The sequence below is a fragment of the Azospirillum sp. NS33 genome, assembly GCF_059703765.1.
This window is the reverse complement of sequence record NZ_BAAKJB010000017.1, coordinates 20,101-45,426: the sequence shown is the minus strand read 5'-3', so window position 1 is coordinate 45,426 and position 25,326 is coordinate 20,101. Positions and strand designations below refer to the sequence as shown.

Sequence of the window (25,326 nt, the reverse complement as noted above, 5' to 3'; positions counted from 1 at the left end):
ATACCACAGCGCCGGTGATCCGGTCACGCCGTTGGCGGCCGGGGTCTCAAAAGCGCTTGATCTCGATGTTGTGCTTGCGCAGGGCGTAGCTGACCTGGCGGGTGGTCATGCCCAGCAGGCGGGCCGCCTTGGCCTGCACCCACCCGGTGCGGTCCATCGCCCAGATGAGCCGCTCGCGCAGGGTCCCCGACTCGGGTTCGCCGGCGTCGTTCAGCGCCAGATCGTCACCGCCGTCCTCGGCTGCCGCGGGGGTCGCCGCGGGGGTCGCCGCGGCCCCCGGCCCGGCGGCGGGGTGGGCGGCCGCCGGCTGCGCGGCCGCGGGTTGGATGGTGGCGGGCTGGATGGTGGCGGGCTGGACGGCGGCCGACTGGCAGGGCTGTCCGGGACCAGCCCCACAGGTGGAACAGCCCGCCGGCGGGGCGACGTGCGGGGCGCCCGCTGGGACGGCGTGCGGTCCGGTCGGGCCGGCGCCGGGGGTGTGCACGGCCGGGGCGAGGCCGCCCACCGCCATGCCGGCGGTCCGGTACTGCAGCAGGACGGACGAATTGCAGAGGTTCTGGGTGCAGGACAGGTCGGCGATGCCGATGGTGCCGGACCGGCACTGGGTCGCCGCACGCTCGATGCAGTTCTCCAGTTCGCGCACGTTGCCGGGCCAGGTGCAGCGCGACAGCACCTCCAGGGCGGCTTCGTCCATGCTGACGTTGAGGCCGTTGTCCTTGGCGAACTTGGCGACGAAATACCGGGCCAGCGGCGCGATGTCGCTGCGCCGCTCGCGCAAGGGCGGCAGGAAGACGCTGACCACGTTGATCCGGAAGTAGAGATCGGCGCGGAACTTGCCGTGGCCCACCGCCTCCTCGAGATTGAGATTGGTGGCGCAGATCAGCCGGACGTCGGTCTTGATCGTCTTGGTGCCGCCGATCCGCTCGAACTCCTGCTCTTGCAGGACGCGCAGCAGCTTGGCCTGGAAGTTGGACGAGATGTCGCCGATCTCGTCGAGGAAGAGCGTGCCGCTGGAGGCCAGCTCGAACCGGCCCTTGTGGTCCTTCTGGGCGCCGGTGAAGGCCCCCTTCTCGTGGCCGAACAGCTCCGACTCCAGCAGCGATTCCGGCAACGCGGCGCAGTTGACGCGGATGAACGGGGCGTCCTTGCGCGGCGACAGGTTGTGGATGGCGCGGGCGATCAGCTCCTTGCCGGTGCCGCTCTCGCCGCGGATCAGCACGCTCGACTTGAAGGGGGCGACCCGGTGCACCTGGGCCAGCACGTCCATCATGTTGGGGCTGGAGCACACGATGTCGGCGATCGGCTGCGGCGGCCGCGTCTCCTTCTGGATGCGGAAGGTCTCGCGCATCATGTGCCGCCGCTCGTCGGCCACGGTGCGGTGCAGGCGCACCGTCTGGCCGATCAGGTTGGCGACCATGGTGAGGAAGCGCACGTCGCTGCCGAAATGGGTCGTCGGTCCGTCGTCGCTGACGCGGTCGATGGTCAGCACGCCCACCACGCTGCCGGCCACCTTGACGGGCACGCCCACCAGGGACGCCACGACCTCGTCAAGGTCGTCGCGACCACCCGTGCGGTTCTGGAACAGGGGCTCCTCGGCCAGGTTGGGCACGACGGCGGGCATGCCCGTCTTGACGATGCGCCCGATGATCCCTTCGCCCTCGCGAAACTCCACCGGGGCGCGGTCGTCGACCGCATGGCCGGTCTTGGCCACCAAGCGCATGACGGTGTCCTCGCCCAGAAGCCACACACGCCCGCGGTGCATCTGGAGCTGATAGGACAGAACCCGCAGAACCTCCCGCAGTGTCTGCTGAAGATCGAGCGACGAGCCGAGAATCTTGCTGACCTCGTAGATCGCCAGCAGTTCCAGGTTGGACGTGGCATGGCGCGACGCTGCGGGCATCCGTGTCACCTCACTCTATCCACCCAATCGCCAAGACCGGATCGCCGTGACCGACGATCCACCCTGCCGCCGCACCGAGGCGGCGGTCGCCTGTTTCCCGAGCGGACTCCTGCCCTTCACATCGGACGCCCGGCCCCGCGCCGTGGGGCCGGGACCGCGCATCTGCATCGTCCCTGCGATGCCTGGCCCCGGTGGGCGGCGCGTGCCGTTCCGAGGTCCCGATGCCGCCCCGACGGCGCCGGCCCGGCGTGCGGACCTGACCGTCGTCGAACGTCGGGTCAAATACCCTTTGAGCGGACGGGGGGAATTTTCCGAGACATCGCGTGCGAACGCAAGTGCTTTTACAAAAGATTGACGCAGCGCAATATTGCCGCACCTCCTCCTGCGATTCCAGGATCTTGGCACAGAGGCGGGCGGTGCGGCGGCGGGCCTGGCGCACCCGCCGCCGGGGCGTCTCAGCGGGTCAGGCCGATCAACGCCTGGACGGCGTTGGCGGCACCGTCGGCGATCTGCGAGACGGAGGCATCGAGCATGTAGCAGGGCGACGTGACCAGCTTGTGGGCACGGTCCACCACCACCTCGCAATGGGTGGTCGCGGTGTGGCGGGCGCCCATCGCCTCCAGGGCGCCGGCGGTCTCGGCGTCGGAGCCGATGGTCAGCTCGACCCCGTCGCGGCCGAGCAGGCGGGCCAGGATGGCCGGGGCGATGCACAGGGCGCCGATCGGCTTGTCCGCCGCGCGCATCGCCCGGACCGCCGCCTCGACGGTGGGCTGGACCACGCAGTCCGCGCCCTTGAAGGCGAAGTCGCAGAGGTTCTTGGCAGCCCCGAAGCCGCCGGGGAAGATCAGCGCGTCGACGTCGTCGGCGGAGAAGGTGGCGAGGTCGACGATCCTGCCGCGGGCGATGCGCGCCGCCTCGGCGAGGACGTTGCGGCGCTCCGCCATGACCTCGCCGCTGAGATGGTTGATCACATGGGCCTGGTCGATGTCGGGGGCGTAGCACGCGGCCTCGGCGCCGGCCCGGTCGATGGCCAGCAGCGTGCAGACCGCCTCGTGGATCTCCGCGCCGTCGAACACGCCGCAACCGGCGAGCACGACGCCGAACCGGAGCGTCCTGTCAGCCATGGGTCCCTCCTCCCGGTGGTTTGAGCAGCCGTCGTGGGCCGAAGCGTAGCGCACGCCCCGGCCCCGGTCACGGGAGAAGCGGCCCGACTCAGGCGGTCGCCAGCCCGCCGGCGCGGGCGCGCATGATCGCCCAGACCGCGCTGATGCCGGCGAGCTTGGAGGCCAGCGCCACCGCCCACACCTCCGGTGCCCAGATGCCGATCATGCCGAAGAAGATGGCGGTGTCGACCGGCACCGAGAGGGAGGAGCTGATCCACAGGCGGTCGCGCAGCGGCCGGCGGGTGACCGAGAAGACGCCCCAGTCGATCAGCTCCGACACCGCGAAGGCGGTGACGCTCGCCAGGGCGACGTAGGGATCAGCCAGGGCGTAGGAGGCGGCGCAGGCCACCACCATCGCGGCCAGCGACCAGTGGCCATAGCGGACCTGCACCATGTCGCGCAGGATGAAGATGAGACCGGCCCAGCAGGACCACAGGATGTCGAGGTGGGGGGCGGCGCTGAACGCGATGTTGATCGCGACGACGCTGCCGATGTAGGCGGCGATCCAAAGCATGTCCGAGTTCCTCGTTGCCACCCGCCTGAACGCGGGCGCGACACGTCAAGATGGGGCGGGCCCGCCTGATCGCGGGTGCCCCGGCGACACCCGCCGCCCCCGGATCGGGGCGGCGGGACTTCCTACGACCGCTTCCAGGTGGTGCCCTGCGGCCCGTCCTCCAGGACGATTCCCTGCTCCGCCAGCTCCCGGCGCACCCGGTCGGCGGTGGCGAAGTCCTTCGCCTTGCGGGCCGCCCGGCGCTCCTCGATCCGGCGCTCGATGTCGGCGTCGGTGAGCCCGGCGGCGGCACCCCTGGGGGCCCAGCGGAACCACGCCTCGGGGTCCTGCTCCAGCAGGCCCAGCAGCCCGCCCGCCGCCAGCAGCGCCCCCTTGGCCGCCGCCTTGGCGCCCAGGGTGTCGGCCTTGTGGACGGCCGAGGCCAGCTCGTGCAGGTGGGCCACCGCCAGCGGCGTGTTGAGGTCGTCCTCCAGCGCCGCCAGCACGTCGAAGGGCACCCCGGCCGCCGCAGGCTCGGGGTCGCCGCGCAGCGCCTGGTACCAGCGGTCCAGCGTCGCCTTGGCGTGGCGCAGCCCGTCGCGGGTGAAGTCCAGGGGCTGGCGGTAGTGGGCCGACAGCAGGGTCAGGCGGATCGCCTCGCCGGGGTGATCGTCCAGCAACTCGTGCACGGTGAAGAAGTTGCCGAGCGACTTCGACATCTTGTCGCCCTCGACGGTGACGAAGCCGTTGTGCACCCAGTAGCGCGCCAGCGGCGCCCCGGCGTGGGCGCAGCGGCTCTGGGCGATCTCGTTCTCGTGGTGGGGGAAGATCAGGTCGAGACCGCCGCCGTGGATGTCGAAGGTGGCGCCGAGGTGGCGCTCCGACATGGCCGAGCACTCGATGTGCCAGCCCGGCCGGCCGCGGCCCCACGGGCTGTCCCAGCCCGGCACGTCGTCGGCGCTGGGCTTCCACAGCACGAAGTCCTGGGGGTCGCGCTTGTACGGCGCGACGTCGATCCGGGCGCCGGCGAGCAGCTCGTCCGCGGCGCGGCGCGACAATTGCCCGTACTCGGGCATCGACGGCACGGAGAACAGGACATGGCCTTCCGCCGCGTACGCGTGCCCGGTGTCGATCAGCCGGGCGATCATGGCGACCATCTCGCCGATGTGGTGGGTCGCCCGCGGCTCGACGTCGGGCCGCAGCGCGTTCAGGGCGTCCATGTCCGCGTGGTAGAGCCGGGTCGTCCGTTCGGTGAGCGCGGCGATGGACTCGCCGGAGTCGCGCGAGCGGTCGATGATCTTGTCGTCGACGTCGGTGATGTTGCGCACATAGGTGACCGTCGGGTACAGGCGCAGGAGCAGCCGGTACAGCACGTCGAACACAACCACCGGGCGGGCGTTGCCGATGTGGGCCGTGTCGTACACCGTCGGACCACACACATACATGCCCACCGCGTCCGGGGTCAGCGGCTCGAACCGCTCCTTGCGACGGGTCAGCGTGTTGAAGAGGTCCAGCGGCATCGGTGCGGCTCCGTTCCGGAAGGGGCCATCGGGCGATTCGGCCAAGCGGCGCAAGGCGCCCAGGGGTAGCAGGTTCGGCCGTGGCGGTCCAGTTCGCGGGCGCGCCGCGCTCAGCCCGCCGACGGGTCGGCGGCGAAGCCGGGGTCCTCCAGCCGGTGCAGGCGTCCGGCGGCGGCCAGCGCCGCGCGCAGCACCAGCGTGCGCCGTCGCGCCGCGGCGAGCCTGGTCACCGGCGCATCGCGCAGCAGGGCCGCGCCGAACGCGTCGGCGACGAACAGCCCGCAGTCGTCCGGCAGCATCGCCGTCGGGAACGCCTCGTCCACGGCGAAGTAGAAGGCATCGCACCAGTCCCGGTACTCCGGCCATTTCTGGTCGGAGCGGAAGTCGGCGACGCCGCTCTTGACCTCGACGATCACGACCGTGCCGGACGGGTCCACCGCCAGCACATCGGCCCGCCGCCCGGTGGCGAGGCGGAATTCGGTCAGGGTGGCGAAGCCGCGCTGGGCCAGCGCGCGGCGCACCCCCCGCGTGATGGCGGCGGCACCCGCCACGGCGGCGGGGGAGGGGGGCGCGGTGTCGGGCGGCACGGACATGACGGGGAACATGGGCGGCGCCGGCCGGCGCCGCCAGGGGCTGGCGCCGCCGGCGGGCCGGACTCGGTCGAAGGCCAGGGTTGCGGAATCGCCCCAGATCCATAGGGTTGCTGGACGCGCGATCAACTTCGGGGACACGGAGGCGGAGCGGGTGCACGGGGCAGACGGCAAGGACGACGGCGCCACCCACGGACCATCGGCGGGCGGAGCCCCGCGGGACGCCGCCGGATCGGCCGGCAGCGGCGGCGCGCCCGGCGTGCTGGTGTTCGACCGCGACGGGCGGCTCAGCGCGTGGAACGGCGCGGCGGCGGCGCTGCCGGCCTTGGCGGGGGCGCTCCATACTGGAGCGGGGCGGGCCATGCTGATCGCCCGCCTGGCCGGCGCGGTGACGGCGGAGAGCGCGCTGGGCAACGGCCAGACCGTGTGCGTGGTCGGCGCTGGCGCTGGTGCTGGTGCTGGCGGCGGCGGCGGCCTGTCGGCGGAACGCGGCAGCCGCCTGTTCGCGGCGGCCAGCCATGATCTCCGCCAACCGCTGGCGGCCCTGTCGCTTCTGGTCGGCGCCCTCGACGGGCGGGTCCGCGAGGCCGCCGCCCGCGAGGTGCTGCAGGCCATGGCGGGGGCGATCCAGTCCATGAAGACGATGGTGGACGGCCATTTCGACCTCGCCCGTCTGGAGGCCGGCCTGATCGAGCCCGAGCCGGCGGTCAGCGCGGTGAACGGCATTCTCACCCGCCTCGCGCTGGAGTTCGCCCCGCGCTTCGAGGCGCGCCGCGTGCGCTTCACCGTGATGCCGTGCTCCGCGATGATCCGGTGCGACGCGGTGCTGCTGGAGCGCCTGCTCCAGGCGCTTCTGGCGCACACGCTGCGCCATCTCGGGCGGGGCCGTGTGCTTCTGGGATGCCGGCGCCACGGCGACGGGGTGCGCATCGGCGTCTGGGACAGCGGCCGCGGCCTGCCCCCGGCCGAGGTGCTGGCGCTGCGCGCGGCGATGGAGCGGCCGTCGCTGGCCGACGCTGGAGGGCGGACCCTGGGCCTCGGCCTGACCCTGGCGGGCCGGCTGGCCGAGCGCCTCGGCCTGGTCCCCGTGGTGGAATCCGCGCCGGGGCGCGGCTCCCTGTTCGCCGTGGTGGTGCCGCGGGCGAGCGAGGCGCCGGCCGAGGCCGAGGCGGCGTTCACCGCCGCGCCGCCGCCCGAGGCCGATGTCAGCCGTGCCCGCGTTCTGGTGATCGAGGACGACCGCATGGTGCTCGACGCGCTCACCGTCCTCCTGGGGCAGTGGGGCTGCGCGGTGGTCGGCGCGGACTCCTACGACGCGGCCATGGAGCGGCTGGGCCCGAACCCCATGGCCCCCGACCTGATCGTCGCCGACCTGCGCCTCAAGGGGGCCGCGAACGGCATCGTCGCCATCCGCCAGATCGCCAAGGCGGTCGACGCCACCATCCCCGGCCTGGTGCTGACCGGCGACACGGACCCGACCCGTCTGCGCGAGGCGCGCTTGAGCGGATACCCGGTCCTGCACAAGCCGGTGTCGCCGCTGGCGTTGCGTGCGCTGTTGGGCAAGCTGCTGGGGCGCGGCCGTCTCGGGCCGTGACCGCGGGATTCGATCATTCTCCCCCTGGCAAATCGAACCGCGGCGCGGCTTTCTTCGCAGGCACATGAATTCAAGTGCTGTTGTGTGATATGCGAGAAATCACTCGTCGCCGCACCGCCGTCGTGGTCGCGCCGGCGCCGTGGTCCGTGGAAACTTGTTCGCCGGGAACGGCCGTTCTGGTAGAATACGACACCCGACACTGGTGAGTTTTGCGGAGGACGAGCCGAATCATGCCATTCGGTGGGCTTCGCAGGCGGACCGGATCACTGGCCATTCCCGCGTTGGTGACAACGGGGGCGATCCTATCGGCGGCGTTGTTCGTGTTTCTGCAGGTGCAGGCGCGCGACGCGACCCGAACCCTGCTGGAACGGACGGCGGTGCAGTACCGGCAGGCTCTGCAGGAGCGTCTCGACGACGCGGTGTTCCTGCTGACCGCGTTGCACGGCGTGGTGGTGCGGACGCCTGCGCTGACGCAGGGGGTCCTCGCCGCGGCGGCCGACCCCTTGCTGTCCCTGTCGCCCGGCCTGACGGCCGTCGGATGGGCGCCCCGCGCCGCGCCCGGCGGCGGCTTCGCGCTGGCGATTCGGCATGCCCCGGGGGGCGACGGGGCGGCGCCCGGCGACGCCGACTCCACCGAAAGCGCCACCGGCCGGGACGCGGTGGGGGGCGCCATCGGCGCTCGCCCGGGCGAGCGCGACGCCATCGGCCGCTCCTGCGCCACCGGGACCGTCGCCGCCGCCCTGCCGGACGGCGACCGCCTCCGGCTCTTCCTGCCGGTGCACCGGGCGGCGTCCGCCCCGGACGATTCGGCGCGCTGCGCCACCGTCGACGGCGTGCTGATGGCGGAGGTGTCGGTGCCGCGCATGGCGGCGCTGGCGATGACCGCACTGCCGGCGCCGCGGCCGGACGTGCTGCTGCTGGGGGGCGCCGCCGACGGCGGGCGCCGGGTGCTGGCGTCCAGCGCTCCGGCGCTTGCCGCGGCGGGCGACGCCGAGGAGCGGGTCGATGGGCGGGCGATGGTCACGCGGGTGCTGCCGGTCGGCGGCCAGCGGTGGGAGGTCGCCGTCCCCTTCCCCGGCGGGCCGCTGCTGCCGGGGGCTGGCGCGGCGTGGGGCTCGCTGGGCATCGGGCTGCTGCTGACCGGGCTGCTGGCCGTGCATCTGCTGCGCGAGGAGCGGGCGCGCGCCATGCTCCAGGCGGAGGCGCGCGCCCGTGCGGCGATGGCGCGGATGCTGCGCGAAAGCGAGGAGCGGTTCCGCCTGGCGTTGCGCTACTCCCACGTCTCGGTGTTCAGCCAGGACCACGAGCTGCGCTACGTCTGGGTCTACAACCCCCAGCTCCCGGTGCCGGCGGAGCGGTTCATCGGCCGCCGCCACGCCGAGATCTTCACGCCGGACGAGGCGGCGAGCCTGGACGCGATCAAGTGCCGGGCGATGGCGTCGGGGGTCGGCGCGCGCCAGGAGGTGGCGCTCACCGCCGGCGGGCGCGAGGTGGTGGTCGACCTGGTGGTGGAGCCGCTGCGCGACGACACCGGCGCGGTCACCGGGGTGATCTGCGCCTCCATCGACATCACCGAGAGCACCCGCATCAAGAAGGCGCTGGCCGAGGCCCGCGCCGAGGCGGAGCGCGCCGACCGCGCCAAGAGCCGGTTCCTCGCCGCGGCCAGCCACGACCTGCGCCAGCCGTTCCAGGCCATGAGCCTGTTCCACCACATCCTGATGGCCAAGCTGACGGATGACGGCCAGCGCGAGATCGCCGACAAGCTGGGCGAGGCGCTGGGCGCCGGCAACGCCCTGCTGACGGCGCTGCTGGACACCTCCGCGCTGGAGGTGGGGAACGTCACGCCGCGCCTCGTCACCTTCCCCTTCAGCGCCATCGCCGAGCGGCTCGCCAACGAGTTCGCCGACCAGGCCGCCCAGAAGGGCCTGCGCTTCCACCTCGCCGTCGCCGATGCGGCGGTGCGCAGCGACCCCGTGCTGCTGGAGCGCATCCTGCGCAATCTCCTTGTCAACGCCCTTCGCTACACCCGCCGCGGCGGCATCCTGCTGGGCTGCCGCCGGCGCGGTGGCCGGCTCAGCGTGGAGGTCTGGGACACCGGCCCCGGCATCCCGCCCGACCAGATGGAGAGCATCTTCGAGGATTTCTACCGCGGCACCGCCGACCGCGCCGACGGCGGCCGCGGCCTCGGCCTCGGCCTCTCCATCGTCCGCCGCACCGCCCAGATCCTCGACCACCCCGTGGCGGTGCGCTCGCGGGTCGGCCGCGGCACCGTGTTCACGGTGTCGGTGCCGATAGCCTCGCCGGACCATGCCGCGGAGTCGGCGGTGCCCGGGGACACCGCGGCCCCGCCGCGGCTGGTCGACGCCGCGGCGCCCCGTGCGGAGAGCAAGCTGGCGACGTGAAACCGGCCCCGCCTCCGCCCCGCGGCGCGATCCCGCCCGCCGCCCGGGCGTTCGACGCCCGCCGATTGACCTGCATCAACACGGACCCGGGCCGGCGGCGGTACACACGTCCTGCCACGTCCCGGAGCGCCCGCTCCGACCTGGCGGCCCCCCGGCCCCGGTGTCCAGACCGGCGCCCCGGAGTCGGGGGGGCGCCGCCAGGCCCTCATCCGTGCACAGGCGTCGTGCGCCGCGCCGGCGGTTCGTCCGGCGTGGGGCCCGGCCGTGACGCGCACGGGCGGGTTCGGGATCGGCCGGGATGCCGTCCGGGGGTGTCACGCCGGTGTCATCGTGCTTCTGTAGGACAGGGGCATGCCGGGGCGGCCGGGCCCCACCCGCGGCTTCGGCCGCACCGCGCCACCGCGCGCCCACGCCTGCCGGCGTGGTGGCGCGGCGGACGCCAAGAAACAGAACGCGCCACCGGCGCCGTCCCCCGTGCCGCGCCGCCGGCGCATCGCGGGGGCGGGCCGGCGGAGGGGAGGATACGGCCAGGACGACCCGAGCCGCATCCCGAGGAGCACGGACGCCATGGACATCGCCATCGACACCGGCAAGGCCGGATCCGCCGCCATGATTGAGAACCTTACCTTCGACGAGATCGAGATCGGCCGGTCGGCGAGCCTGTCGCGCCGGCTGACCATGTCGGACATCGAGCTCTTCGCCACCGTGTCGGGGGACATCAATCCCGCCCACCTGGACGAGGAGTATGCCGCCGACAGCCTGTTCCACAAGGTGATCGGCCATGGCATGTGGTCGGGCGCCCTGATCTCGGCGGTGCTGGGCACCCTGCTGCCGGGGCCGGGGACGATCTACAAGGGCCAGGACCTGCGGTTCCACCGTCCGGTCGGCGTCGGCGACATCATCACCGCGACGGTGACGGCCAAGGCCAAGCACACGGGCAAGAACGTCGTCGTGTTCGATTGCCTGTGCGTCAACCAGGACGGCGCCGAGGTGGTGTCCGGCTCCGCCGAGGTGATCGCCCCGACCACCAAGGTGCGGCGGGCCGCCCATGAGCTGCCCCAGGTCCAGTTCCTGCGCCACGACAAGCACGAGTTGCTGCTGAAGAAATGCGAGGCCCTTCCGCCGGTGCCCACCGCCGTGGTCCACCCCTGCGACGAGAGCTCGCTGAAGGGTGCGGTCGAGGCGGCCCAGGCCGGCCTGATCGACCCGGTCCTGGTGGGGCCGGAGGCGAAGATTCGCGCGCTGGCCGAGTCCTTCGGCCTCGACCTCGCGCCCTACCGCATCGTCGACACGCCCCATTCCCACGCCGCGGCCGAGGCCGGAGTGGCACTCGCCCGCAGCGGCGCGGCTGAGGCGGTCATGAAGGGGTCCCTGCACACCGATGAGCTGATGGGCGAGGTGGTGCGCAAGGAGACCGGGCTGCGCACCGCGCGCCGCCTCAGCCACGTCTTCGTCATGAACGTGGCGACCTACCCCAAGGCCCTGATGATCACCGACGCGGCGATCAACATCTATCCGACCCTGGAGGACAAGGTCCACATCGTCCAGAACGCCATCGACCTCGCCAGGGTGCTGGGGGTCGAGACGCCCAAGGTGGCGATCCTGTCGGCGGTGGAGACGGTCAACCCCAAGATCGCCTCGACCCTGGAGGCCGCGGCCCTGTGCAAGATGGCCGACCGCGGCCAGATCAAGGGCGGCATCCTCGACGGACCGCTGGCCTTCGACAACGCCATCTCGGCGGAAGCCGCGCGCACCAAGGGCATCGTCTCCGCCGTTCCCGGCCAGGCCGATATCCTGCTGGTGCCCGACCTGGAGGCCGGCAACATGCTGGCCAAGCAGCTGTCCTTCCTGGCCAACGCCGACGCCGCCGGAATCGTGCTGGGGGCGCGGGTGCCGATCATCCTGACCAGCCGCGCCGACAACGTGCGCACCCGGCTGGCGTCCTGCGCGCTGGCGGTGCTGATGGCCGCCGCCCGCCGCCGCGGGGCGGCCGGCTCGGCCGCGGAGTGACGGCCATGCAGATGTCGACCGACCAGGCGATCCTCGTCGTCAACGCCGGCTCCTCCAGCCTGAAGTTCTCGGTGTTCCGGGGGGCGGGGGAGGATCTGGCGGCCGCCCTCAACGGCCAGATATCCGGCATCGGCACCCAGCCGCGGTTCGAGGCCAGGGACACCGCGAAGGCGCCGCTCGCCGACCGCGCCTGGGCTCCGGGGGAGGCCACCGACCGCACCGCCCTGCTGTCGTTCCTGCTGGACTGGATCGAGGACCATCTCGACGGGGCGCGGCTGATCGCCGCCGGTCACCGGGTCGTGCACGGCGGCGCGGTCCACTCCGCGCCGACGCTGATCGACGACGCGGTGCTGGCGGAGCTGGAGCGCTTCGTGCCGCTGGCGCCGCTGCACCAGCCGCACAACCTGGCGGCCATCCGGGCGCTGGCCCAGGCCCATCCGGAGCTGCCGCAGGTCGCCTGCTTCGACACCGCCTTCCACCGCAGCCAGCCGTGGCAGGCCCAGACCTTCGCCCTGCCGCGCGCCATGACCGAGGAGGGCATCCGCCGCTACGGCTTCCACGGGCTGTCCTACGAGTACATCGCCCGGCGCCTGGCCCAGGTGGCGCCAGAGCTGGCCGCCGGCCGCGCCGTCGTCTGCCATCTTGGCAGCGGGGCCAGCATGTGCGCGATCCATGACGGCGCCAGCGTCGACAGCACCATGGGGTTCACCGCCGTCGACGGCCTGCCCATGGGCACGCGCACCGGCACCCTCGACCCCGGCGTGTTGATCTACCTGATGCGCGAGAAGGGGATGGACGCCGACGCGCTGGAGGCGCTGCTCTACCACAAGTCCGGTCTGCTGGGCGTGTCCGGGATCTCCAACGACATGCGGGTGCTGCTGGAGTCCGGCGATCCCCACGCCGCCGAGGCGGTGGAGCTGTTCTGCTTCCGCGTCGCCAAGGAGACCGGCGCGCTGGCCGCGTCCATGGGCGGGATCGACGCCCTGGTGTTCACCGCCGGCATCGGCGAGCGCTCGGCGCCGGTGCGGGCGCGCGTCGGCGAGAAGCTGGCCTGGCTCGGCGTCGCCATCGACCCCGCCGCCAACGCGGCGAACGCCATGCGGATCAGCAGCGATGACAGCCGGCTGCCGGTGTGGGTGATCCCGACCGACGAGGAGCGGATGATCGCGCTGCACACCCATGGGCTGATGGGCGCACGGCCCTGACCGCCCGGCGCGGCGGCGGCCGGCGCTACTCCGTCGGCGTGAGCCGCACGTTGAGCGCCTGCCCGTCGCCGAGCAGGACCGACCCGTCGGCCAGGAGGAGCGCGAACGCGTCCCCCTCGAGGGAGCCCTCCGCCGCCAGGTGGACTCCCCGCGGCGGCGCGGCGGGCGTGACCGGCGGCGTCAGCGCGCGCGCGGCGGCCAAGGTCTCCTGCGCCACCGGATCGAATCCGTCGGTGACCTCCAGCGGCAGGCAAGCGCCGGCCCCGTCGGCGCACAGCCGATCCGCGGTGATGGTCAGGCGTCCGCCGGGCTGGCGGACCGGGAAGCGGCTGAACGGCGGCAGGTCGGCCGGCCCCCCCGTCCACCGCCACCGGCCGTGCAGCCACGGCGGGACGCGGGTGTCCGTCTGCAGCTCCACATGCTCTTCGATGAACGGCACGGCGGTCGCGAAATAGGCGCCGGCCGCCCCCCGCGCCACCGCCGCCGCGTCGGCCGGCGCCAGGCCGTGGCGGCTGATCAGTGTCGCCTCCCAATCCCGCAGCGCCCGGGCGAGCGCCGCCTGGAACCGTGCGGGCCAGGCGGTGCCGACCCAGTAGGGGTTGCTCCAGGACCCGATGGCCGCGGTGGTGGTGGCGAAGCCGCCATCGTCGCGAAGGCCAAGCGGGTCGACCGCCGCCTGGAGGCGGGTGACCTCCAGCGACCGTCCGACGGCCGACCGGTAGGTTCCGGTGCGGCCGTAGGCGGTCATCAGCATGGGATCGAGCAGGGCCTGCACGGCCTGCCACGCCGGCGCGTCCAGCAGGCCGGGGTCGGGGGGGCAGTCGGGCATCGGCGTCGCCCCGTCGGCCGAGGAGCCGTACATCGCCCCGACCGCCGCCCATCCCGCGGCGCCGTGGCGCATCACCACGAAGCATGGCATCGCCATGTCGTGGATGTCGTTCACCAGCCGCAGGGCGCTCAGAAATCCGGCGTCGGTGGCGAGGGGCTCGCTGGCGGCGATCTCCGCCGCGAAGCTGCTGTCCAACGTGGCGATGGCGTTGGACAGGATGAGGTTGGCCGCCGCGGGGTCCGGCCGCCCCGTGTAGCGCCGGGCGTAGGCGAGCCACGCCTGGCCGAGCGGGCCGCGCCGTTCGGCCAGGGACCGGGTCGCCGCGTCGGGGGTGTCGGCCAGGCCACGGACCACGTCCGCCACCGCCTGCCGGGCCGGCGCGACGCTCGCGTCCAGGCTCTGCGCCCGTTCCTCCATCACGCCGGTCAGGCACGCCCCCGGCGCCGGATGACGGGCGCAGCCGTTGCGGACGGTGGTGAGCCAGGCCTTCTGATCGGCGCGGGCGCGCCCGCGCCCGGCGTCGTCGGCGAGGCCGAGCAACTCCCCGTAGGCGTCGGCGATGCGCTGGTCGCGGTCCGCAAGGGCGGGATCGGCGCAGATCGCCCGCTCCACCGGGGTCGACGCCGCCCGGCAGTCGAAGGACGGCGCGCCCGCGGCCGGCCCGGCCAGCAGCCCCGCGACGCTCGCGGCGGCAACCGCGACACCGATCATCCGCACGACGCGCACCTTTCCCACAAAGCCGCCGCCCGCCGTGCCGGGCGATCCCTGCCGACGGACCGCGCCGCCGCGGTCAGCCGCTTCCGCTCTGCAGGTACTCCAGCAGCTTGCGGCCGTAGAACGGCTGCGGCGACTGGTAGCGGGCCACCAGCCCGTGCTCCTCGTCCTGGCGCACCACGATGCCGCGGCACTGGAAATCCACGGTCTCCTCGCCGGACTGGAAGGCAATGCGGAAATCGAACATCTGCCGGGCGATCAGGTCCCCTTCGTAGGGGCGGATGCGGAACGACCCCATGGCGAACTCCGCCGCCTGATACTCGTGCCGGTCGATGATGATGCGCGGCAGCGGCGCCGAACCGGCTTTCCGGGTGACGGCCCCCGGGGCGGCAGCTTTGTTCCGTCCGCGAAACTTCGAAAGCAACGACATGGAGACTCGACCTCGTGAGCCTGACGGCGGTTCAACCATGAACCAATGATCGCAGTGTCCATGCCTTTGGGTTGAGCAACCGTTAACGACGCGCGCCGATTGTCGGGTTGCGCGAGAATACGCATGCGAACGCCCGGCCACCGGCGGGGATCGCGGCGAATTTGTCGCATGCCGTGCCGGCATGCCGTCCATGCCGGCCGCGACACGCGGCGCCCTCGTCGTCTCCGGTCAAAGGGACTAGGATTGCCAGTCAAGGCGTCCAGTCCCCGCGGCATCCGTGCAAGACGATCCGCGGTCGCCCGCCGCTGCCACCCCGTGTTCCGGTTGGGGCGGAAGGTGGCGTGCGGCGTGAAACCCGACGAGGTCGCCGCATTTCAACGCTTGCATTTAGGGAAGCCGCCGGTGCGGCCGGTCGCGGCACGTCCCGGCCAAGCAAAGGAGAGCCGCCATGTTGCACCGCAACGTCGGGGATCTGCTGGACAGCCAGCGCGTCGTCACCCTGCCGCCCCGCGCCACCGTTCGCCAGGCCGCCCAACAGATGGCCGCGGCGCACGTCGCGTCGGTGGTCGTCGCCGCCGCCGAGGCGGGCGGACCGGAGGGCATCTTCACGGAACGCGACCTGACCGAGCGGGTGGTGGCCAGCGGCCTCGATCCCGACGCCACCCCTCTGGCGACGGTCATGACGCCCCGGCCCATCACGGTCGACCGGGCCACGACCCTGCACGACGCCCTGCGCCGGATGGCCCGCAACGGCTTGCGGCACCTGCCGGTGGTCGAGGCGGGACGGGTGGTCGGGGTGCTGTCGATGCGTGACGTCATGGCCGACGAACTGGCCCGCCTCGACCGCGAGAAGGAGCTGGAGGACAGCCTGACCGAAGTGCCGTGACGGGCGAGTCCGGGCCGGAGCGGAGGCCGAGCCCGGGGCGGGGCGCCCCGGGCGTCACCGCCCGAAGGCGCGGCGGCGCGCCTCGACCTCGTCGTCGGGCACGATCTCCATGCCGATGGGCCAGAGGGCCAGCCCGGCCAGCTTCAGGTGGGCCCAGGCAAAGGGCAGCCCGATGATCGTCAGCGCCAGGGCGATGGCCGTGAAGAGGTGCCCCAGCGCCAGCCACCAGCCGGCGAAGACGAACCACAGGATGTTGCCGATGGCGCCGAGCGCCCCGGTGCCGAGGTCCTCGCGCCCGCGATGGTCGTCGCGGCGCACCGCCTGCTGGCCGAACGGCAGCAGGGTGTACCAGGCGATCGTGAAGGCCGAGCGGGCCCAGGGAATGCCGATGATGGTCACGACCATGACCACGCCGGCGATCAGCCACCCGACCGCCATCCAGATCCCGCCGGTCAGCACCCACAGGACGTTCAACACCAAGCTCAGCAAGGACATGTCTTCACCTCCCGTTTGCCCCACATGTGGGGAGGCGGCGGGCGCGGAACCAGACCCCGCCCGGGGGGAGGACGCATGAACGGCAACGAAACCGGGATCCCCGACGCGGCGGCGGCGCGAAGTCTGTGGCGGCTGGGCGACGGCGTGGCCTACCTCAACCACGGCGGGTTCGGGGCGACGCCGGGGGCGGTGCTCGACGCCCAGCAGGCCCTGCGCGACCGGATCGAGGCGGCACCGGGCCCGTTCCTCACCCACGAGTACCCCGATCTGCTGCGCGCCGCGGCCGGCGTGGTGGCCGCCTGGCTGGGCGCCCGCGGCGACGACCTGGTCTTCGTCGACAACGCGACCGCCGGGATCAACGCCGTCCTGCGCTCCTTTCCCCTGCGGCCCGGCGACGACGTGCTGGTGACCACCACCTCCTACGGTGCCGTGCGCAACGCCGCCCGCGCCGCGGCGGCGGCGGCGGGAAGCCGCGTCGTCACGGCGGCCCTGCCGTTTCCCCCGACCGGCCCGGAGGCGGTGGTGGCGGCGCTGGAGGCGGCCGTCACGCCGCGCACCCGCCTCGCCGTGATCGATCACATCGTTTCCGAAACGGCCCTTGTCCTGCCGGTTGCGGCGATCGCCGCACGCCTCAAGGCGCGCGGCGTCACCGTGCTGGTGGACGGCGCCCACGCGCCCGGCCAGGTGCCGGTTTGCCTCGACGCGCTCGGCGTGGACTGGTACGCGGGCAATCTGCACAAATGGGCGTTCGCGCCGCGGTCCTGCGGTGTCCTGTGGGCGGCGCCGGGGCGCCAGGATGGGCTCCGTCCCACCGTGGTGTCGTGGGGGTACGGCCATGGCTTCACGGCGGAATTCGCCTGGATGGGCACCCGCGACCCGACCCCGTGGCTGGCCGCGCCGGCCGGCATCGCCGTCCACGAGCGGCTCGGCGGGCCCCGCCTCATGGCCGCGAACCGGAGTCGGGTGCTGGCCGCCGCCGCCGTGCTGGAGGAGGCGTGGAGCGTGCGCGCGCCGGCACCGCCGGGCATGACCGCGTCCATGCGCCTGGTGCCCCTTCCGGGCGAGCCCCCGGCCGACCCGGAGGCGGCCGCGGCGGCGGCCGGGGCGCTGCGCCGCAGCCTGTGGCACGGCGACCGGATCGAGGTGCCGGTGCTGGCGCTGGAGGGGCGGCTGTGGGTGCGTCTGTCCGCCCAGGCCTACACCACCGCGGCGGATGCGCGGCGGCTCGCCGGCGCGATCGCCGACCGGCGCGGCGGGGCCCGATGATTGCACGACAAACGGTGCAAATTTATTGAAGACTTGTCTCGAACTCCCTACCTTCGGTAGGTGGATGCCGTCACCGCATACAAGAAGAACGACGGCCGTTCGGGGGGGCGTGCGGATGCGCGGGGTCGTCGACGCGGGCCAGGGGCCGGCGCCAGCCAGGAGTGCGGCCGGGCGGGAGGCCGGGCGGGAGGCCGGGCGGGAGGGCGGTCAGGAGGCTGGCTGGACGCCGGGGTCCGCTCCCGCCGTGCCGCCCAGCCGCTGGATGCTCAACCTTCTGCAGAGCCTGCCAGTGGCCACGTTCGTGATCGACGCCGATCACCGGGTCACCCATTGGAACGCGGCGTGCGAGGTGCTGGTGGGGGTCCCGTCGGCCCGCATGATCGGCACCCGCGACCAGTGGCGCGCCTTCTATCCCGAACCGCGCCCGGTGCTGGCCGACCTGATCGTCGACGGCCTGACCATGGGCGGTCCCGCCGATCGCCCTGTAGACCGCCCTGCCGACCGCGCCGGCGACGCCCTCATGACCGCCCATTACGCCGACCGCTGGACCCGCTCGTCCCTGATCGAGGGGGCCTACGAGGCGGAAGGGTATTTTCCCCACGTTCCCGGTGGTGGCCGCTGGCTGTCCTTCACCGCCGCCCCCCTGCGCGGCGGCGACGGCCGCATCGTCGGCGCCATCGAGACCGTGCAGGACATCACCGCCCGCAAGCGGGCCGAGGCGATGGAGCGCGAGCGCGACGCCGACCTGCGTCTGGCGGAGGTGGTCCGGAGCAACCCGTTCCCGACCTTCGTCATCGACACCGACCACCGCGTGGTGCTGTGGAACCGCGCCTGCGAGGCGGTTCTGGGCGTGGCGGCGGCGGAGGTCGTCGGCACCCGGGGCCATTGGCGGGCCTTTTACGCCGTCGAGCGGCCGGCCCTGGCGGACCTCGTGCTCGACGGGGTGGCGGAGGCGGCGGTCGCCGCCCACTACCCCGGCAAGTGGCGACGCTCGCGGGTCATCGACGGGGCCTACGACGCCGAGGACTTCTTCGCCAGCTGCCCCGGCGGTGGCCGCTGGCTGTCGTTCACCGCCGCGCCGATCCACGACGCGGACGGGCGGGTCGTCGGGGCCATCGAGACCCTGCACGACGTGACCGAGGCGCGGCGCGCCTCGGAGTCCCTGCGGCTCTACCAGCGCGCGGTGGAATCGACCAACAACGGGATCATCATCTCCGACCTGCGGGCCCCCGACAACCCGGTGGTCTACGCCAACCCAGCCTTCGAGCGGATGACCGGCTACGCCGCCGCCGAGGTGATCGGGCGCAACGCCCGCTTCCTGCTGGCCGGGGATCGCGACCAGAACGACCTGGAGGCGATCCGGTCGGCGCTGCGCCAGCGCCGTCCCGGCAGCGGCGTGCTGCGCAACTACCGCCGGGACGGATCGCTGTTCTGGAACGAGCTGTTCGTGGCCCCGGTCCGCGACGGCGCGGGGGAGGCCACTCATTTCGTCAGCGTAATGTCTGACATCACCGAGCGCCGGCGGTACGAGCAGGCGCTGGAGCACCAGGCGAACCACGACGCCCTCACCGGGCTGGCCAACCGCAACCTGATGATGGACCGGCTGGAGCACGCGTTGGTGTGGGCCCAGCGCTCGCACGGCACCGTGGCCACGCTGTTCGTCGACCTCGACAACTTCAAGACCATCAACGACACCCTGGGTCACGCCGTCGGCGACCGCCTGGTGCAGGCGGTCGCCGGGCGGCTGGTCGCCTGCCTGCGCGACGTCGATACGGTCGCCCGCATCGGCGGCGACGAATTCGTCATCATCGTCGACGCCCCCCGTAACGAAGACGAAACGACCCAGGTGATCCGCTCCCTCATGGACAGCCTCGGCGCCCCGTTCCGGATCGACGCGGCCGAGTTGCACGTCACCTGCTCGATCGGCGCCGCCCTCTACCCGCGCGATGGCGGCGACGTCGCGACCCTGCTCAAGCACGCCGACGCCGCCATGTACCGGGCCAAGGAGAAGGGCCGCGCCGGCTTCCAGTTCTTCACCCGCGAGATCAACGAACGGGTGTCGGAGCGGATGGCCATCGAACGCGAGCTGCACGGGGCGATCGCCCGGGGCGAGCTGAGCCTGGAGTACCAGCCGCAGGTGGACGTGCGCAGCGGGGTCATCCTGGGGGCCGAGGCGCTGCTGCGCTGGCGCAACCCGCGGCTGGGGCAGGTGTCCCCCGGCCGTTTCATTCCGGTTGCGGAAGAAAGCGGATTGATCCTGGCCATCGGCCAGTGGGTGCTGGAGACGGCGTGCCGCGAGTCCCGCCATTGGATCGACGGCGGATGGGCCGCGGCGCGGCTCTCGGTGAACCTGTCGGCCCGCCAGTTCCGCCAGCCCGACCTCTACCGCCACATCGCCGAGCTGCTTCAGGACGCCCGCCTCTCCAGCCTGGTGCTGGAGCTGGAGCTGACCGAGAGCATGGTGATGCAGAACCCGGAGGCGGCGATCGGCACCATGCGCGCCCTGAAGGACATCGGCCTGCGCCTGGCCATCGACGATTTCGGCACGGGCTATTCGTCGCTCAGCCACCTCCGCCACTTTCCCCTGGACATCCTCAAGGTCGACCAGAGCTTCGTGCGCGACATCTCCGCCCACGCCGACGGCGAGGCGATCGCCGCCGCGGTGGTCTCCATCGGCCATGCGCTGGGCAAGAAGGTGGTGGCGGAGGGGGTGGAGCAGGACGCCCAGCTCGCCTTCCTGCGCCAGCACGGGTGCGACGAGTACCAGGGATTCCTCTACAGCCGCCCTGTCGGCGCCGACCGCTTCCGCACGCTCCTGCGGGACAACGGGCGCCTGGCACCGGCCGGGTAGCGCCGGGCGGGGGTCTGTCGCCCCGCACCGGCGCCGTCAGCCTGCCGGGTCGCCGGCCGGCCGGGGGAGGGGCGGGGGCGCCGCCCCCTCGTCCTTGAGGCCGACGCCGGTCAGCCCCAGCCGCCGCGCCCCGTTCATCAGGCGGAGCAGGGTGTCGGCCGCCTCCTCGTGGCCCAGGCCGTCGGGGGGATGGATGTTGGAGATGCAGTTGCGCTCGGCGTCGCTGCGCCCGGGACGGGGCGCCCAGGTGAGATAGATGCCCAGGCTGTCGGCGGCGCTGAGCCCCGGCCGCTCGCCGATCAGCACCGCCACCATGGCCGCCCCCAGCCGCGCGCCCACGGCGTCGCCCAGGGCGACGCGCGCCTGGCGTGCCAGCACCACCGGGGCGACCCGCCAGCCGGCGAGGCGGCGCAGCGCGGCCGTCAGCACCGCCGCGGCGTGGTCGTGCACGGCCGCCGCCGACAGGCCGTCGCCGATCACGAAGGCCACGTCCCAGGCGCCCGGACGGAGCGCCGCCGCGCTGTCCGGCGCCAGCCGGCGGCCGAGGTCGGGGCGCTGCAGGTAGGTGGCACGGTCGGGGGCGGCGCTCGCCACCTCCACCACCTCGAGGCCGCCCAGGGCGGCGGCCACCGCCGCCATGTCGAAGGGGGTGTGGACGGCGTCGCGGGCGCGGGCGTGGGCGAGCTGGAAGTCGAGCAGCGCCTCCGTCGGCAGGCCGTCGCCGCTGCGTCCCAGGCCGATGCGGGCGCGGGTGGCGGGGCGCAGGCGGGCCCAGGGATCGCTGGTGGGGAGCGCCATCACGCGGCCCCGGCGCTGCTGAGCAGGGCCTGGAGCTGGGGCGGCGGCAGCTCGCGCACCCGGCCGTCCGCTCCCAGCAGCCCCATGCCGTCGAGCCAGGCCTCGAACTCCGGGGCCGGGCGCAGCCCCAGCGCGCTGCGCAGGTAGAGGGCGTCATGGAACGACGTGCTCTGGTAGTTCAGCATGACGTCGTCGGCCCCCGGCACCCCCATGATGAAGGTGACGCCGGCGACCCCCAGCAGGGTGAGCAGGCTGTCCATGTCGTCCTGGTCGGCCTCGGCGTGGTTGGTGTAGCAGACGTCGACCCCCATGGGCAGGCCCAGCAGCTTGCCGCAGAAATGATCCTCCAGCCCGGCGCGGGTGATCTGCTTGCCGTCGTAGAGGTATTCCGGGCCGATGAAGCCGACCACCGTGTTGACCAGCAGCGGGTGGAAGGCGCGGGCGACAGCGTAGGCGCGGGCCTCGCAGGTCTGCTGGTCGACGCCGTGGTGGGCGTCGGCGGACAGCGCCGAGCCCTGGCCGGTCTCGAAATACATGACGTTGTCGCCGACCGTGTGGCGGCCCAGCGACAGCGCGGCGTCGCGCCCCTCCTTCAGCACGGCGAGGTCGATGCCGAAGGCGCGGTTGGCGGCCTCGGTCCCGGCGACGGACTGGAACACCAGGTCGACCGGGGCGCCGCGCTCGATGCAGGCCAGGGTGTTGGTGACGTGGGTCAGGACGCAGGACTGGGTGGGGATGGCGTAGCGCCGCCGCACCTCGTCGATCAGGACCAGCAGGTCGGTGGCGGCGGCGACGCTGTCGGTGGCGGGGTTGATGCCGATGACGGCGTCGCCGCAGCCCATCACCAGCCCGTCGAGGATCGAGGCGGCGACGCCGCGCGGGTCGTCGGTGGGGTGGTTGGGCTGGACGCGCACCGACAGCCGGCCGGGCAGGCCGAGCGTGTTGCGGAAGGCGCTGGTCACCCGGATCTTGCGGGCGACCGCGATGAGGTCCTGGTTGCGCATCAGCTTCGACACCGCCGCCGCCATCTCCGGGGTCAGCCCGGGGGCCAGCGCGTGCAGCGCGGGGCCGTCGGCCGCATCCGACAGCAACCAGTCGCGGAACGCGCCGACCGTGAGGGCGGCCACCGGCGCGAAGGCCGCGCGGTCGTGGCTGTCGACGATGAGGCGGGTGACCTCGTCGTCCTCGTAGGGCACCACCGCCTCGACCAGGAAGGTGGCCAGCGGCAGGTCGGCCAGGACGCGCCGCGCGGCGATGCGCCGCTCGTCGCTTTCGGCGGCGACCCCGGCCAGCGCGTCGCCGGAGCGGAACGGCGTGGCCGCGGCCAGCACGGCCTTGAGGTCGGTGAAACGGTGCCGGGTGTGGCCGAGGGTGGCGGCGTACATGGCTCAGTCCCCGCGGCCGGAACGGCGCTGCGCGCGGCCGATCCCGATCCCGTTCCCCGGCTGGTGGTCCATCCCCGCCTCCCCTCCGGATTGCGCAGTGCACACAGGGAGTGTGGCGGCGTCGGCGCCGTCTGTAAAGCCCGCGGCCGCCGCCGTCAGGGCGCCGCCGCCCCGGCGATGCCGTGCTTGTGCAGCTTGGCGTAGAGGTTGGTGCGCGACAGGCCGAGCGCCCTGGCCGCCGCCAGCTTGTTGCCGCCGGCCTCGTCCAGGGCGGCCAGGATCAGCGAGCGCTCCAGGGCGTCCATCGCCGCCGCCAGCGGCCGGGCACGGCCGGGCCGCGGCGCCGCCGGCGCGTCGGGGAGGATGCCGGCCAGGTCCTCCGCCGCGATCCGCGGCCCGTCGGTGCGGGCGTAGGCCTGCTCGATCACGTTGGCGAGCTCGCGCACGTTGCCGGGCCAGTCGTGGCCGCGCAGCGCCTCCAGCGCTGCGGGCGCGAGGTCGCGGATGGGCTGGTCGAGGGCCGCCGCGGTGCGTTCCGACAGCGCCGCGGCGAGGATCTCCAGGTCCTCCTTGCGCTCGCGCAGGGGCGGAAGGTGGACGGGGAAGACGTTGAGCCGGTAGTAGAGGTCGGCGCGGAAGGCGCCGGCCCGGACCATGTCGGCCAGCGGCCGGCTGGTCGCGGCGACGATGCGCACGTCCACCCGGACGAGCTGGTTGGAGCCGAGCGGCTCGACCTCGCGCTCCTGCAGCACGCGCAGCAGCTTGGCCTGGAGCGGCAGCGGCATGTCGCCGATCTCGTCGAGGAACAGGGTGCCGCCGTCGGCGAGCTGGAACTTGCCCGGGCGCGGCTGGCGCGCCGCGCCGGTGTAGGCGCCCGGCGCCACGCCGAAGAATTCGGCCTCCAGCAGGGTCTCCGGGACGGCGGCGACGTTGATGCCGACGAAGGGGCGGTCGACCCGGTCCGACGCGGCGTGGATGGCGTGGGCCACCACCTCCTTGCCCGTGCCGGTCTCGCCCAGCAGCAGGACCGCCGAGGTGATCTGCCCGGCCTTGCGCACCAGGCGCTTGACCTCGCGCATCGCCGGGCTGAAGCCGACCAGGTTCTCCACCGTGTGCTTGGCGGTGCGCCGGGCGGCGACCTCGCGCTCCATCCGCGCCAGGCGGGATTGCAGCTTGCTGAAGCGCTCGGCGATGGGGCGCAGGTAGGTCAGGCTGTTCTTCAGGGCGAAGGCCAGCGCGCCGATGATCGTCCCGTCCTCGTCGCGCAGGGGCAGCCGGCTCACCAGCAGCGTGTGCTCCCCGTACTGCATGATGTCCAGGGGGAGCGGGCGTCCGGTTTCGACCACCTCGCGCATCCGGCTGTGCGGGATCACCCGCTCCACCGGCCGCCCCACCAGGTCCGCCGAGGACCGCAGGCCGAGCAGCGCCATCCGCTTGTCGGTGAACCAGACGTGCTTGTCGTTGGACCAGATGATCCGCGCGTCCGCATCCACCAGGACGGCGCCGTCGATCATCTCGTCGATCATCACCATCAGCGCCCGTGCCGTCGCGAACCGCTCCTCCCGCCCCGTCACCTTATCCCGGTCCATCCCCGCATCGCCCCTCGTGTCACGAAATCGTACACACGTTGTCAGAAATCGGGACATGCCGCCAGCCCGCAAATCCGCGCCCGTCGCCTTCCGGCCGGGTCGTCGCTGTCCGGAATATTGACACAGCCCCCGGGCGGCGGCTGAGCGGACAAAATCTAACACACTGAAAACAAAGACAACGCCTGAATGGCACGGTGCTTGCTAACTGCGGGATCACCAAAATGCGGGCGCCGCCGACAATTGGCGCCACCGCCCACAGGCGGACAAGAACCGGGGGGAGCGACGCGCGGCATGGCACATCACCGCATCGGCATCATCGGCGCCGGCCTCATGGGCCGCGGCATGGCCCAGGCCTTTGCCGCCGCCGGCCATCCCGTCGCCGTCCAGGAGCCGGATCCCGGCCGCCGCGCCGGCATCGTCGAGCGGGTCCGCGACAGCCTGCGGTCCCTCGGGGCGGATCCGGCGGCGGCCGGGCGAATCCACCCGTGCGGCACGCTGGAGGACGCGGTTGCCGAGGCCGACGTGGTGATCGAGGCGGTGCCCGAGGATCTCGAGCTCAAGCGCCGCATCTTCGTCGCGGTGGAGGCGATGGCGCCGCCCCACGCCCTGCTGGCGAGCAACACATCGGCGATCCCGATCGGCCGCATCATGGAGCCGTTGCGCAACCGCAGCCGGGCGTTGGGCACCCACTGGTGGAACCCGCCCCACCTCGTGCCGCTGGTGGAGGTCGTGCAGGCGGCGGAGACCGACGATGCGGCGGTCGCGGCGATGATCGCGCTGCTGTCGTCCATCGGCAAGACCGCGGTGCACGTGCGCAAGGACGTCCCCGGCTTCATCGGCAACCGTCTGCAGCACGCCCTGTGGCGCGAGGCCATCGCCCTGGTCGCCGACGGGGTGTGCGACGCCGCCACGGTGGACACCGTGGTGAAGTCCGGCTTCGGGCGGCGCCTCGCCGTGCTCGGCCCCCTGGAGAACGCCGACCTCGTGGGCACCGACCTGACGCTGGCGGTCCACGAGGAGCTGTTGCCCGACCTCGATCGCACCCCCGGTCCCTCCCCCCTGCTGCGCGACCTGGTGGCGTCGGGCCGGCTGGGCATGGCGAGCGGCTCCGGCTTCCACACCTGGGCCGCGGGAGAGGCCGAGGCGGTGCACCGCCGCCTTGCCGACCACCTCCGCCGGATCGCCGACACCGCGCCCGTCTGATCG

The 25,326-nt window shown here is 73.1% G+C and carries 19 protein-coding genes; 8 read left to right on the top strand and 11 right to left on the bottom strand.

The genetic code is table 11. From position 1 onward, the window contains the following. Positions 1 to 46: 46 nt before the first annotated feature. The 5 genes from nifA to AC6H2I_RS15980 all read right to left on the bottom strand — a co-directional run bounded on the left by nifA (position 47) and on the right by AC6H2I_RS15980 (position 5,681). On the bottom strand, positions 47 to 1,900 hold the full coding sequence (gene nifA / locus AC6H2I_RS16000) for a nif-specific transcriptional activator NifA (protein WP_497501666.1): 1,854 nt from the start codon (positions 1,898 to 1,900) through the stop codon (positions 47 to 49). Positions 1,901 to 2,355: 455 nt separating this feature from the next. Next, complete coding sequence (elbB, locus tag AC6H2I_RS15995) at positions 2,356 to 3,024, bottom strand: isoprenoid biosynthesis glyoxalase ElbB (protein ID WP_497501665.1); 669 nt, start codon at positions 3,022 to 3,024, stop codon at positions 2,356 to 2,358. 88 nt (positions 3,025 to 3,112) lie between these two features. After that, a complete protein-coding gene (locus AC6H2I_RS15990; RefSeq protein ID WP_497501664.1) occupies positions 3,113 to 3,577 on the bottom strand; it encodes a VUT family protein in 465 nt (154 codons plus the stop codon). A 122-nt stretch (positions 3,578 to 3,699) separates the two neighbouring features. Further along, positions 3,700 to 5,076, bottom strand: coding sequence for a cysteine--tRNA ligase (cysS, locus tag AC6H2I_RS15985; protein WP_497501663.1), 1,377 nt, complete (start codon positions 5,074 to 5,076; stop codon positions 3,700 to 3,702). 110 nt (positions 5,077 to 5,186) lie between these two features. Continuing rightward, positions 5,187 to 5,681 (bottom strand): MmcB family DNA repair protein, encoded by a 495-nt coding sequence (locus AC6H2I_RS15980; protein ID WP_497501662.1) that lies wholly within the window; start codon positions 5,679 to 5,681, stop codon positions 5,187 to 5,189. A gap of 139 nt (positions 5,682 to 5,820) precedes the next feature. Here AC6H2I_RS15980 and AC6H2I_RS15975 point away from each other — a divergent pair, with 139 nt between their 5' ends. From AC6H2I_RS15975 to AC6H2I_RS15960, 4 genes are all read left to right on the top strand, one after another. Then, positions 5,821 to 7,260: a hybrid sensor histidine kinase/response regulator gene (locus tag AC6H2I_RS15975; RefSeq protein WP_497501661.1), complete on the top strand. Its 1,440-nt coding sequence runs from the start codon at positions 5,821 to 5,823 to the stop codon at positions 7,258 to 7,260. A 320-nt stretch (positions 7,261 to 7,580) separates the two neighbouring features. Continuing rightward, on the top strand, positions 7,581 to 9,662 hold the full coding sequence (locus AC6H2I_RS15970) for a sensor histidine kinase (RefSeq protein ID WP_497501660.1): 2,082 nt from the start codon (positions 7,581 to 7,583) through the stop codon (positions 9,660 to 9,662). Positions 9,663 to 10,229: 567 nt separating this feature from the next. Beyond that, complete coding sequence (locus tag AC6H2I_RS15965; RefSeq protein ID WP_497501659.1) at positions 10,230 to 11,672, top strand: bifunctional enoyl-CoA hydratase/phosphate acetyltransferase; 1,443 nt, start codon at positions 10,230 to 10,232, stop codon at positions 11,670 to 11,672. 5 nt (positions 11,673 to 11,677) lie between these two features. Further along, positions 11,678 to 12,877, top strand: coding sequence for an acetate/propionate family kinase (locus AC6H2I_RS15960; protein WP_497501658.1), 1,200 nt, complete (start codon positions 11,678 to 11,680; stop codon positions 12,875 to 12,877). Between the two features lie 25 nt (positions 12,878 to 12,902). Here the strand turns inward: AC6H2I_RS15960 and AC6H2I_RS15955 are convergent, their stop codons facing one another. Together AC6H2I_RS15955 and AC6H2I_RS15950 are read right to left on the bottom strand one after the other, a co-directional pair. After that, a complete protein-coding gene (locus tag AC6H2I_RS15955; RefSeq protein WP_497501771.1) occupies positions 12,903 to 14,417 on the bottom strand; it encodes a lysozyme inhibitor LprI family protein in 1,515 nt (504 codons plus the stop codon). A gap of 79 nt (positions 14,418 to 14,496) precedes the next feature. Beyond that, positions 14,497 to 14,850, bottom strand: coding sequence for a hypothetical protein (locus AC6H2I_RS15950; protein ID WP_497501657.1), 354 nt, complete (start codon positions 14,848 to 14,850; stop codon positions 14,497 to 14,499). A gap of 448 nt (positions 14,851 to 15,298) precedes the next feature. On the opposite strand from AC6H2I_RS15950, the gene AC6H2I_RS15945 reads away from it, so the two are divergent. Next, positions 15,299 to 15,736, top strand: coding sequence for a CBS domain-containing protein (locus AC6H2I_RS15945; protein WP_497501656.1), 438 nt, complete (start codon positions 15,299 to 15,301; stop codon positions 15,734 to 15,736). Between the two features lie 54 nt (positions 15,737 to 15,790). Here the strand turns inward: AC6H2I_RS15945 and AC6H2I_RS15940 are convergent, their stop codons facing one another. After that, positions 15,791 to 16,231, bottom strand: coding sequence for a YccF domain-containing protein (locus AC6H2I_RS15940; RefSeq protein ID WP_497501655.1), 441 nt, complete (start codon positions 16,229 to 16,231; stop codon positions 15,791 to 15,793). A 75-nt stretch (positions 16,232 to 16,306) separates the two neighbouring features. Here AC6H2I_RS15940 and AC6H2I_RS15935 point away from each other — a divergent pair, with 75 nt between their 5' ends. After that, positions 16,307 to 17,497, top strand: coding sequence for an aminotransferase class V-fold PLP-dependent enzyme (locus AC6H2I_RS15935; protein ID WP_497501654.1), 1,191 nt, complete (start codon positions 16,307 to 16,309; stop codon positions 17,495 to 17,497). A gap of 115 nt (positions 17,498 to 17,612) precedes the next feature. Then, the gene (locus tag AC6H2I_RS15930; RefSeq protein ID WP_497501653.1) at positions 17,613 to 20,348 is read left to right on the top strand and encodes a sensor domain-containing protein; all 2,736 of its coding nucleotides are present in this window, start codon (positions 17,613 to 17,615) and stop codon (positions 20,346 to 20,348) included. 36 nt (positions 20,349 to 20,384) lie between these two features. On the opposite strand, the gene eutC is transcribed toward AC6H2I_RS15930, so the two are convergent. The 3 genes from eutC to AC6H2I_RS15915 all read right to left on the bottom strand — a co-directional run bounded on the left by eutC (position 20,385) and on the right by AC6H2I_RS15915 (position 24,120). Beyond that, positions 20,385 to 21,146 (bottom strand): ethanolamine ammonia-lyase subunit EutC, encoded by a 762-nt coding sequence (gene eutC, locus AC6H2I_RS15925; RefSeq protein WP_497501652.1) that lies wholly within the window; start codon positions 21,144 to 21,146, stop codon positions 20,385 to 20,387. Continuing rightward, positions 21,146 to 22,531, bottom strand: a complete 1,386-nt coding sequence (locus AC6H2I_RS15920) for an ethanolamine ammonia-lyase subunit EutB (RefSeq protein ID WP_497501651.1) — start codon at positions 22,529 to 22,531, stop codon at positions 21,146 to 21,148. Before AC6H2I_RS15920 ends, eutC begins: the two co-directional genes overlap by 1 nt. Positions 22,532 to 22,686: 155 nt before the next feature. Further along, on the bottom strand, positions 22,687 to 24,120 hold the full coding sequence (locus AC6H2I_RS15915) for a sigma-54 interaction domain-containing protein (protein WP_497501650.1): 1,434 nt from the start codon (positions 24,118 to 24,120) through the stop codon (positions 22,687 to 22,689). 291 nt (positions 24,121 to 24,411) lie between these two features. On the opposite strand from AC6H2I_RS15915, the gene AC6H2I_RS15910 reads away from it, so the two are divergent. Then, positions 24,412 to 25,323 (top strand): 3-hydroxyacyl-CoA dehydrogenase family protein, encoded by a 912-nt coding sequence (locus tag AC6H2I_RS15910; protein ID WP_497501649.1) that lies wholly within the window; start codon positions 24,412 to 24,414, stop codon positions 25,321 to 25,323. Positions 25,324 to 25,326: the final 3 nt, after the last annotated feature.

Excerpts from the sequence above, each read along its gene's own strand:
- AC6H2I_RS15940 (WP_497501655.1), bottom strand. The coding sequence starts at position 16,231 with ATGTCCTTGCTGAGCTTGGTGTTGAACGTCCTGTGGGTGCTGACCGGC.
- AC6H2I_RS15960 (WP_497501658.1), top strand. The coding sequence starts at position 11,678 with ATGCAGATGTCGACCGACCAGGCGATCCTCGTCGTCAACGCCGGCTCC.
- AC6H2I_RS15950 (WP_497501657.1), bottom strand. The coding sequence starts at position 14,850 with ATGTCGTTGCTTTCGAAGTTTCGCGGACGGAACAAAGCTGCCGCCCCG.
- AC6H2I_RS15915 (WP_497501650.1), bottom strand. The coding sequence starts at position 24,120 with ATGGACCGGGATAAGGTGACGGGGCGGGAGGAGCGGTTCGCGACGGCA.
- AC6H2I_RS15980 (WP_497501662.1), bottom strand. The coding sequence starts at position 5,681 with ATGTTCCCCGTCATGTCCGTGCCGCCCGACACCGCGCCCCCCTCCCCC.
- AC6H2I_RS15910 (WP_497501649.1), top strand. The coding sequence starts at position 24,412 with ATGGCACATCACCGCATCGGCATCATCGGCGCCGGCCTCATGGGCCGC.
- AC6H2I_RS15945 (WP_497501656.1), top strand. The coding sequence starts at position 15,299 with ATGTTGCACCGCAACGTCGGGGATCTGCTGGACAGCCAGCGCGTCGTC.
- AC6H2I_RS15920 (WP_497501651.1), bottom strand. The coding sequence starts at position 22,531 with ATGTACGCCGCCACCCTCGGCCACACCCGGCACCGTTTCACCGACCTC.
- AC6H2I_RS15965 (WP_497501659.1), top strand. The coding sequence starts at position 10,230 with ATGGACATCGCCATCGACACCGGCAAGGCCGGATCCGCCGCCATGATT.
- nifA (WP_497501666.1), bottom strand. The coding sequence starts at position 1,900 with ATGCCCGCAGCGTCGCGCCATGCCACGTCCAACCTGGAACTGCTGGCG.
- AC6H2I_RS15935 (WP_497501654.1), top strand. The coding sequence starts at position 16,307 with ATGAACGGCAACGAAACCGGGATCCCCGACGCGGCGGCGGCGCGAAGT.
- cysS (WP_497501663.1), bottom strand. The coding sequence starts at position 5,076 with ATGCCGCTGGACCTCTTCAACACGCTGACCCGTCGCAAGGAGCGGTTC.
- eutC (WP_497501652.1), bottom strand. The coding sequence starts at position 21,146 with ATGGCGCTCCCCACCAGCGATCCCTGGGCCCGCCTGCGCCCCGCCACC.
- AC6H2I_RS15990 (WP_497501664.1), bottom strand. The coding sequence starts at position 3,577 with ATGCTTTGGATCGCCGCCTACATCGGCAGCGTCGTCGCGATCAACATC.
- AC6H2I_RS15930 (WP_497501653.1), top strand. The coding sequence starts at position 17,613 with ATGCGCGGGGTCGTCGACGCGGGCCAGGGGCCGGCGCCAGCCAGGAGT.
- AC6H2I_RS15955 (WP_497501771.1), bottom strand. The coding sequence starts at position 14,417 with ATGATCGGTGTCGCGGTTGCCGCCGCGAGCGTCGCGGGGCTGCTGGCC.
- elbB (WP_497501665.1), bottom strand. The coding sequence starts at position 3,024 with ATGGCTGACAGGACGCTCCGGTTCGGCGTCGTGCTCGCCGGTTGCGGC.